This window comes from Mesorhizobium sp. M7A.F.Ca.CA.001.10.2.1, from assembly GCF_003998575.1.
GTDB lineage: Bacteria > Pseudomonadota > Alphaproteobacteria > Rhizobiales > Rhizobiaceae > Mesorhizobium.
The window spans coordinates 1-8758 of the sequence record NZ_RZQY01000216.1; the positions used below are offsets into that span (position 1 = coordinate 1).

The 8758-nt window shown below is 64.5% G+C and carries 9 protein-coding genes; 2 read left to right on the top strand and 7 right to left on the bottom strand.

The features are described from left to right. Positions 1-468: LysR family transcriptional regulator (locus EN964_RS15750; RefSeq protein WP_127276521.1), on the bottom strand; the 468-nt coding region annotated here is incomplete at its 3' end. A 112-nt stretch (positions 469-580) separates the two neighbouring features. On the opposite strand from EN964_RS15750, the gene EN964_RS15755 reads away from it, so the two are divergent. Further along, complete coding sequence (locus EN964_RS15755) at positions 581-988, top strand: 4-oxalocrotonate tautomerase family protein (RefSeq protein WP_127271318.1); 408 nt, start codon at positions 581-583, stop codon at positions 986-988. Positions 989-1111: 123 nt separating this feature from the next. After that, entirely contained in the window at positions 1112-3334 is a 2223-nt protein-coding gene (locus EN964_RS15760) for an AMP-binding protein (RefSeq protein WP_127272460.1), read from the top strand. A gap of 27 nt (positions 3335-3361) precedes the next feature. Here EN964_RS15760 and EN964_RS15765 read toward each other — a convergent pair whose 3' ends face one another. The 6 genes from EN964_RS15765 to EN964_RS15790 all read right to left on the bottom strand — a co-directional run. Then, positions 3362-4180, bottom strand: coding sequence for a phosphatidylcholine/phosphatidylserine synthase (locus tag EN964_RS15765; protein WP_127268236.1), 819 nt, complete (start codon positions 4178-4180; stop codon positions 3362-3364). Between the two features lie 3 nt (positions 4181-4183). Next, on the bottom strand, positions 4184-4882 hold the full coding sequence (locus EN964_RS15770) for a phosphatidylserine decarboxylase (protein WP_127268237.1): 699 nt from the start codon (positions 4880-4882) through the stop codon (positions 4184-4186). Positions 4883-5016: 134 nt separating this feature from the next. Continuing rightward, a complete protein-coding gene (locus tag EN964_RS15775; RefSeq protein WP_127268238.1) occupies positions 5017-5364 on the bottom strand; it encodes an antibiotic biosynthesis monooxygenase in 348 nt (115 codons plus the stop codon). 108 nt (positions 5365-5472) lie between these two features. Continuing rightward, complete coding sequence (locus tag EN964_RS15780; protein WP_127268239.1) at positions 5473-7353, bottom strand: ABC transporter ATP-binding protein/permease; 1881 nt, start codon at positions 7351-7353, stop codon at positions 5473-5475. Positions 7354-7375: 22 nt separating this feature from the next. Beyond that, a complete protein-coding gene (locus EN964_RS15785; RefSeq protein WP_127268240.1) occupies positions 7376-7708 on the bottom strand; it encodes a helix-turn-helix transcriptional regulator in 333 nt (110 codons plus the stop codon). Between the two features lie 227 nt (positions 7709-7935). After that, the coding region (locus EN964_RS15790; RefSeq protein WP_164775832.1) for a LysM peptidoglycan-binding domain-containing protein at positions 7936-8758 on the bottom strand (823 nt) is incomplete at its 5' end.

Sequence of the window (8758 nt, forward strand, 5' to 3'; positions counted from 1 at the left end):
TTCGTCCGGCGCCGCCGCCTGGCGCATGACGATCGCCAGATCGAGGCCGCCAGACTGCAGCGCCTGCGCCAGTTCGGCGGAGCGGCCGACCCGCAGTTCGATCCTGACGCGCGGATGACTGACGGCGAAGGCACGCAGCAGATCCGGCAGGCCGCTGTCGGCGAAATCCTGCGTAGTGCCGATGGCGACGCGTCCGGCAGCGCGCGCGCCCTTGAGCGCCAGCCAGGCCTCGCGATGGGCGGCAAGGATCCGCCTGGCATGGCCGACGAGGTCTTCGCCTGCAGGGGTCAAGCCGCGCCCTCGCCCTTGCGGCGCCAGCAGCGGCTCGCCGACGATTTCTTCCAGCCGCTGCATCTGGGTGGTCACCGCCGAGGGCGAACGGCCGACGCTTGCAGCCGCCTGGGCCAGCGAGCCGCTGTCGACGAAAGCAAGGAAGGTTCGGAGCAGATCGGGATCCAGCGTTTCCATACTTCGATATTATCGAAGCTTCAGTTAAAAACAATTCGATTTTTTTGATCTAAAGGTGGTGGCATGGTTGTTTCAACGGCGATCGGACGCCGCTCAAGCCAAGGAGAAGAAAATGCCCATTATCAACATCAGCGTCACCGGCAAGCCTGACGCGGCGCTTTCCGCTCGCATCGCAGAGGAGGCTACCGAAATCACCGCCACGCAGCTGCGCAAGGATCCGACGATCACGGCAGTTGCCGTGTCCTATGTCGATCCGCAGCACTGGTTCGCCGGCGGCAAGTCGCTGGCCGAGCACGGCACCAACACGTTCTGGCTTGATATCAAGGTGGTCGACGGCACCAACACCAAGCTTGAGCTGGAGGCCTATCTGAAGGCGATCTTCGCGGCCTTCGGCCGTCTGCTGGGCGGCGTGCACGAGGAGAGCTACGCCTTCGTACATGAAGTGCCGGCAGCCGCTTACGGCTATGGCGGCAAGACGCAGGAATTTCGTTTCATCAGTGGACGGCTGCAGGCGGCATGACAAGCAGCTTCCCGCACCAGGGAAGCAAAAGCTCCGCATTGACCTTCCTCCCACATCGTCTAGGTTCTGGCCGAAGCGGCCGCAAAAGAGCCGAGATGCTAAGAATGTTGGGAGAGACGCGGCATGGTCCTGACACTGGCGCTGCTTGCGGGTCTTGTTCTGGCCTGGCTGCTGATCGGCGTGGTGGAAATATTCCGCCTCGGCCTGCGCTTTACCCAGGCGCTGCTCTATGTGCCGTTCAAGCTCGCCTACCGGATCGCCGACAGCCGTATCAGGATCGCCCGCCAGGCGCAGGCTCCAGTCATCTACGTCATCTCGCATCAATCGCGCTTCGAACCGGCGCTGATGCTGTCGCTGCTGCCGGAAGACACACTGCACATACTCGACGAGGCCTCGGCGCGCTCGCCGTGGCTTGAACTTTGGCGCGAGCTTGGCCGTACCATCGCTTTCAACGCCGAACATCTCTTCGTCAGCCGCCGGCTGGTGCGCGTGCTGAGGGGCAAGGGCCGGCTCGCCGTCTATCTGCCGGATGCGGTCGAGCCTGACGTCAAGATGTTTCGGTTGTTTCGTGCCGTCACCCGCATCGCCATGCAGGCCGATGCCAAGATCGTGCCGATCTTCGTCGGCGGCGCGCGCGGCCTGCCGGTGTCGCTGACACCCGCGGACAAGGCGCCACGACACTGGTTTCCGCAGCTGTCGATCAGCGTGCTGGAACCTATGACCATCGCCGAACTGGTGGCGCGGAACCCCGATCAGGCCTCGAACACCAACGCGCTGTTCGACCGTGTCGCCGAGGCGCGGCTCTTCGGCACCAACCTCGATCGTGGCCTGTTCCTGGCCATGCGCGATGCCGCCGACCGCGTCGGCGCTTCGCATACCATCATCGAGGACGTGATCTCCGGGGCGCTGACCTACCGCAAGCTGTTCATCGGCGCCCGCGTCCTGGGCAGGCGCTTTGAGGCGGTGACGGCTCCGGGCGAGGCGGTCGGCGTGATGCTGCCCAATGCCAACGGCGTCGTGCTGTCGCTCACCGGCCTTCTGTCGGCCGGCCGGGTGGCGGCGATGATCAACTATACGGCCGGACCGGCGAGCGTCACCGCGGCCGTGCGCACGGCGGTGATAAGGACCGTGATTTCCTCCCGCGCATTCGTCGAGAAGGCCGATCTGGCCGATATCGTCGCGGCGGTCGAAAAAGGCGGCGCCAAGCTGCTGTGGCTGGAGGATGTGCGGGAGAGCGTTACCGCGCTGGACAAGCTTGCCGCCGCTCTGCTGTGGCGCTGGCCGCTGCAGCGGCAGGATGCGGCCAAGCCGGCCGTGATTCTGTTTACTTCGGGCTCGGAAGGCACGCCGAAGGCGGTCGTGCTGTCGCACAAGAACCTGTACGCCAACGCCATGCAGGCCGAGGCGCGGATCACCATCTCGCCGGCCGACATCCTGCTCAACGTGCTGCCGGTGTTCCACTCCTTCGGCCTGACGGGCGGCACCATCCTGCCGCTGGTCACCGGGGTAAAGCTGTTCCTCTACCCCTCGCCGCTGCACTACAAGATCATCCCCGAGGTGGCGCGCAAGGTGAAGCCGACCATTATGTTCGGCACCGACACGTTCCTCGCCAACTATGCGCGCACCGCCAAGGACGGCGATTTTTCCAGCCTGCGCTTCGTCGTCGCCGGCGCCGAGGCGGTGAAGCCGGAAACCCGCCGCGTCTATCGCGAGCGCTTCCAGGCCGAGATCATCGAAGGTTTCGGGCTGACCGAGGCGGCACCGGTGGTTGCCGTCAACACGGCAATCCATGGCCGCGACGGCACGGTCGGCCGGCTGCTGCCTGCCATGCGCATGAAGCTGGAGCCGGTCGAGGGCATCTCCGACGCCGGCCAATTGTGGCTCGACGGGCCGAACCTGATGATGGGCTACATGACGTCGGACCGCCCCGGTGAGTTGCAGCCGCTGACCGGCTGGCACGATACCGGCGACATCGTCGCCGTCGACCGCGAGGGCTTCATCACCATTCGCGGCCGCGCCAAGCGCTTCGCCAAGATCGCCGGCGAGATGGTGTCGCTGGGGGCGGTCGAGATGCTGGTGCAGTCGCTGTGGCCGGAGGAGCGCCACGCGGCTGTGGCGGTGCCGGACAAGAGACGCGGCGAGCGCATCGTGCTGGTCACCACCGCCGACGATGCCAATCCCGACGAGCTGCGCAAATTCGGCAAACAGGCGGGCGCCGCCGAACTGATGGTGCCGAACGACATCGTCAAGGTGGAGGAAATCCCGGTGCTGGGTTCCGGCAAGACCGACTATGTGTCGACGAGGAAATTGGCGATCGACAGGCTGGGGCTCGGCGTCGCGGCCTGAGTCAGATCAAGCACTTCTGCGAATTTTCTAACCTATATCGGAGGGCGGCACTTTCTCGCCCTCGCGCTTGGCGCGCTTCGAATAGGCGCGCACGCTGAATGGCAGGAAGATCAGGTAGCCGGCGACCGAGGCGGTCAGCGTGTACCAGGGATAGGTCATCAGCAGGAGCACGTAGAGTACGACACCGAGGATGATCGGCAACACCCTGTCGCCCGGGATCCTTAGGCTCTTGCCGGAATAGACCGGCAGCCGGCTGACCAGCAGGAAGGCGACCAGGATGGTGAAGCCGGTGGCGACGAAGGCGGCGGGGCGACTGGGCTCCAGCCCTGTGCGCAGGAAATAGAGATAGAGCGGCAGCATCACCAGCACGGCGCCCGCCGGCGCCGGCACGCCGACGAAATATTCGGACTGCCATATGGGGCGATCGCCCTTCTCGTCGTCGAGCACGTTGAAACGGGCGAGGCGCAACCCGCAGGCGATGGCGAACAGCAGTGCCGCGATCCAGCCCGGCGAGCCGGCGCGGTCGAGCAGGAAGGCATAGAGCACCAGAGCCGGCGCCACGCCGAAATTGACGATGTCGGCCAGCGAATCCATCTGAGCGCCGAATTTGGAGGTCGCCTTCAACATCCGCGCCAGACGGCCGTCGATGCCGTCGAGGAAGGCGGCAAGCAGCACCATCACCACCGCCGGCTCGAAGCGGCCTTCGAAGCCGAAGCGGATGCCGGACAGGCCGGCGCAGATGGCGAGCACGGTGACCAGATTGGGCAGCACCATGCGCATCGGGATTTCGCGGATGCGCGGACCGCCGCTGGCATGGGCCTCGAACTTTTTGTATTGCGTGCCCACCGGTCAGGAAACCCGAACAAGAGGCGTGCCGGCAACACCGCCGAATTCGGCCAGCACGGTTTCGCCGCCAACCGCCGTCTGGCCGACGGCAACGCGCGGCGTGGCGGTCAGGGGCAGGAACACATCGACACGCGAGCCGAAGCGGATCAGGCCGAAACGCTCGCCAGTGCCGATTGAGCCGCCGGCCTCGGCCCAACAGACGATGCGGCGCGCCACCAGGCCGGCGATCTGGACGGCCGCGACCGTGCCGTTGGGGCTCTCGATGACCAGGCCGTTGCGCTCGTTCTCGGTGCTTGCCTTGTCGAGTTCGGCATTGAGGAATTTGCCCGGCCGGTGCTCGATTTTCGCAATACGGCCGCGCACCGGGGCGCGGTTCACGTGGCAGGAGAAGACGTTCATGAACACCGAGATCCGGGTCATCTCTGCATTGCCGAGGCCGAGTTCGCGCGGCGGCACGGCGGGTCCGACCGCCGAGATGATGCCGTCGGCGGGGCTGACCACCAGGCGGTCATCGACCGGCGTGACGCGCTCGGGATCGCGGAAGAAATAAACGCACCAGGCCGTCAGGATCAGACCGATCCAGAACAGGATCGAGGAGAAATAGCCGAGGAAAAGCGTCGCCGCGCCAAAGGCCGCGATGAAGGGATAGCCTTCGCGATGGATCGGTACGAATGCGTTCTTGACCGTATCGACAAGGCTCATCGGGTGTAAACGGGCTCCGTTTCAGGTGGGGCCTCAATAGCCGAAAGCCCCCCTCGCCGCAACGCAACAATGGGGAATGCCATATTCAGCGTCGAAGCGCCGGCACCTGGCATCGGTTTGCCGTAACGGCTTTTCTAAAGCCCCGGAACCCGCTGATAGTTGGCGATGTCGGCGCGCACGCCGAGCCGGGCGATCGTCTCGTGCGGGTTGAAAGCGATGCGCTCGTGCGCGGCCTTGACGATCGGCACGACGTTGTCGATGGCTGCCTGGCTTTCCCATTCGACGATGGTCACAAGGTTGAACTCGCCCGGCCCTGAGAATTGCTCGAGCAGGAAATCCTGCACGAACCCCTGCTGCAGGCGCAGCAATTCATGCGTTGTCCTGACCTTGGCGAGTATCTCCTCGCGGGCGGCGGCAGGCACGACGAACTTGTCCACCCTGAACACGCTGCGGCCGTCAACGCTCTGATTTGTCTTGCTCATTTCGATTTCTCCGTTCCTGGATCATGGTGTTTTTTGGGCTCCAGGAACGGCCTACAATCTCAACTTATGTTGAGGTCAAGCGCAAAAATCAGGTCATGCGCCGAACTTTCAATTCACCTCCGACGTTCGCCGACGAACGACAACGCCAAGCTCGTCGCCCTCGCGGGCGATGCGTAGGCGCTCCTCGGCCTCGGTCGCCTCGCGCTGGCGGTCCCACATCGAGGCGTAGAGGCCATGCTTGCGCATCAGCTCGGCATGGGTGCCGCGCTCGGCGATCTGGCCGTCCTGCAGCACGATGATCTCATCGGCCGTGATTACCGTCGACAGGCGGTGGGCGATGACGATGGTGGTGCGGCCACGGCTGACCAGATCGAGCGCGGCCTGGATCTCCTGCTCGGTGTGACTGTCGAGCGCCGAGGTCGCTTCGTCGAGCATCAGGATCGGCGGCGCCTTCAGGATGGTGCGGGCGATCGCCACGCGCTGCTTTTCGCCGCCCGAAAGCTTCAGCCCGCGTTCGCCGACCATCGACTTGTAGCCGTCAGGCAATCGCTCGATGAACGGACCGATCTGGGCTAGTTCAGCGGCTTTCTGCATGTCCTCCTCGCTGGCTCCGATGCGGCCGTAGCGGATGTTGTAGGCGATGGTGTCGTTGAACAGCACGGTGTCCTGCGGCACCATGCCGATCGCGCCACGCAGGCTCTCCTGCGTCACGTCCCTGATATCCTGGCCGTCGATCAACACCTGGCCGGACTGAACGTCGTAAAAGCGGAACAGAAGCCGCGAGATGGTCGATTTGCCGGCACCCGAAGGCCCGACAATGGCGACGGTCTTGCCGGCCGGCACCTCGAAGCTGATGCCCTTCAGGATCTTGCGGTTCGGGTCATAGGAAAAATGCACGTCGCGGAACTCGACCTTGCCGGCGCTCACGGCGAGCGGCCTGGCATCCGGCTTGTCGACGATCTCCTGCGGCACATCCAGAAGGTCGAACATCTGCTCGATGTCGGTCAGCCCCTGGCGGATTTCGCGGTAGATGAAGCCGATGAAATTGAGCGGCACCGACAGCTGCATCAGCATGGCGTTGATGAAGACGAAGTCACCGACCGTCTGCGTGCCGGCCTGCACTTCAAGCGCCGACATGCACATGACGATGACGGTGCCGAGGCCGAAGATGATGCCCTGGCCGAAATTCAGCCAGCCGAGCGAGGTCCAGATGCGCGTCGCGGCGACCTCGTAGCGTGCCATGGAGCGGTCGAAGCGCTCGGCTTCCATGCTTTCGTTGTTGAAATATTTGACCGTTTCGTAATTGAGCAGCGAGTCGATCGCCTTGGTGTTGGCGTCGGTGTCGCTGTCGTTCATGTCGCGGCGGATCGAGATGCGCCAGTCGCTGGCGCGCACCGTGAACCAGACATAGACCCAGACGGTGACCGCGACGACGACCACATATTTCCAGCCATAGGTGTAGGCGAAGATGCCGGTGGTCAGCGCGAATTCGAGGATGGTCGGCGCCGTGTTGAGCATGATGAAGCGCACGATCGTCTCGATGCCCTTGGTGCCGCGCTCGATGATGCGCGACAGGCCGCCGGTGCGACGCTCCAAGTGGAAGCGCAGCGATAGTTGGTGCATGTGAACGAAGGTGCGGAAGGCGAGCTGGCGCACCGCGTATTGGCCGACGCGTGCAAACAGCGCGTCGCGCAGCTGATTGAAGCCAAGCTGCACCAGGCGCACGACATTGTAGGCGACGACCAGCATGACCGGCGCCAGCAGAAATGTCGGCAGCGGTGGCACCGATTTGGAGTCGCCGGCCAGCGCGTCCGTTGCCCATTTGAAGAAATAGGGACCGGCGACCAGCGTCAGCTTGGCGACGACGAGCAACAGCGTCGCCCAGGTGACCCGGGCTCTCAGATCGGCGCGATCCGCCGGCCACATATAGGGCCACAAATTGAGCAGCGTCTTGAAGGTCGAGGAGTCGGAGACGGTTTTTTCGGCCATTTTTGGCGCCTTCTTCTTATTTTCAGCGGCCGGAGCAGCAGGAATTGACGAGGGCGGCCACCGATGCAGAAACATCGGCGAGCGCGGCACGGTCGATCGCATAGCGCGAACGCTGGCGATCGGGCTCGAAGCGAACCAGCCCGGCTTCGACCAGTATTTTCAGATGTTGTGACACGGTGGACTGCGCCAGATCGAACCGATCGACGACTTCGCGGCAGTAGCAGGAGTTGCTTGCGGACAAGTATTTCAGGATTTCGATCCGAGCCGGGTGCGAAAGTGCTGCCAGCCGGGTGGCAACGGCTCGGCTGTCCGGGGTGCAGCCAGGTGCGTTTGTTTCCATAAGGGAATCAGTCATCGTCCATCGGCGATAGACGATGAGCAGGTCTGCGGCAAGCTACCCCGATGGGTAGAGCGACCTAATCTCCCCCCTTGAGGGGGAGATGTCACCAAAGGTGACAGAGGGGGTCGGTGCGTCCTGACGCGACGTCGTTTGGAGAAAAGAGAAGGTCGGCGCTTCACGCGCGACGACCCCTCTGGCCTGCCACCTCCCCCTCAAGGAGGGAGATTGGCCAATCGCCAACCCTACTGCGTCTTGGCCGGCGCTGTCGTTGCCTGCTCGCCCATCGCCTTGAGGTCGGCGGCTTCGCCTTCCTTCGACTTTTCCGGGACCTTGAACACCTGCCCCGGCCAGATGCGGTCGGGATCGCTGATCTGGTCTTGGTTGGCGAGGTAGATGGTCGAGAAGCGCACGCCATGGCCATAGACGCGCCGCGAGATCCGCCACAGCGTGTCGTTGCGGCGGATGATGACGGCGCCGTCGGCATGTTCAAGCTTGGGCGCCACGGTCTCGGGCACGTCGCTCGGCGGCGTCGCCTCCGCCACAACGGCCGGAGCCTCGGTGGCGGGAGCAGGCGTGGTGGCCGGAGCCGTCCCGGCCGCGGCCGGCGCCTCGGCGGCGGCAGGTGCGGCCGGCTTGGGCTGAACGGGCTTCGGCGCCGAGGGTGCCACGGCGGCGACCGCTTCGCCCGGCTCGCGCTCGAACGGCACGGCTGCGCGGGCCACAACTGTCACACCGTCGGTATCGAGGCCGTCGACACGTATTGTGTAGCTGCCGACCGGAATGTCGCGCGCCGCCTCGACCAGGAAATGACCATCCGTCGACGTTTGCGCATCACCGAGCAGGATGTCGTTGGCATAGGCGCGCACCTTGCGGCCGGCATCGGCGAGACCGGCGACAAAGATCTTGCTGCCGTCGATCTCGACCGCCTCGACGACGATCTTGGGCTCGGTCACGCCTGCAACGGGCGGCGTCGCCGGCGCAGGAGCCGGTGCTGCTTCCACCACGGCAGGTGCTGGGGCGGCTGGTGCCGGAGCAGTTGCGGGCGCTTCGGCTGCGGGAGCAGCC

What these genes read in the sequence shown, in the direction of transcription:
- EN964_RS15755 (WP_127271318.1), top strand. Translation starts at nt 581, where the DNA reads ATGCCCATTATCAACATCAGCGTCACCGGCAAGCCTGACGCGGCGCTT.
- EN964_RS15760 (WP_127272460.1), top strand. Translation starts at nt 1,112, where the DNA reads ATGGTCCTGACACTGGCGCTGCTTGCGGGTCTTGTTCTGGCCTGGCTG.
- EN964_RS15770 (WP_127268237.1), bottom strand. Translation starts at nt 4,882, where the DNA reads ATGAGCCTTGTCGATACGGTCAAGAACGCATTCGTACCGATCCATCGC.
- EN964_RS15775 (WP_127268238.1), bottom strand. Translation starts at nt 5,364, where the DNA reads ATGAGCAAGACAAATCAGAGCGTTGACGGCCGCAGCGTGTTCAGGGTG.
- EN964_RS15780 (WP_127268239.1), bottom strand. Translation starts at nt 7,353, where the DNA reads ATGGCCGAAAAAACCGTCTCCGACTCCTCGACCTTCAAGACGCTGCTC.
- EN964_RS15785 (WP_127268240.1), bottom strand. Translation starts at nt 7,708, where the DNA reads ATGACTGATTCCCTTATGGAAACAAACGCACCTGGCTGCACCCCGGAC.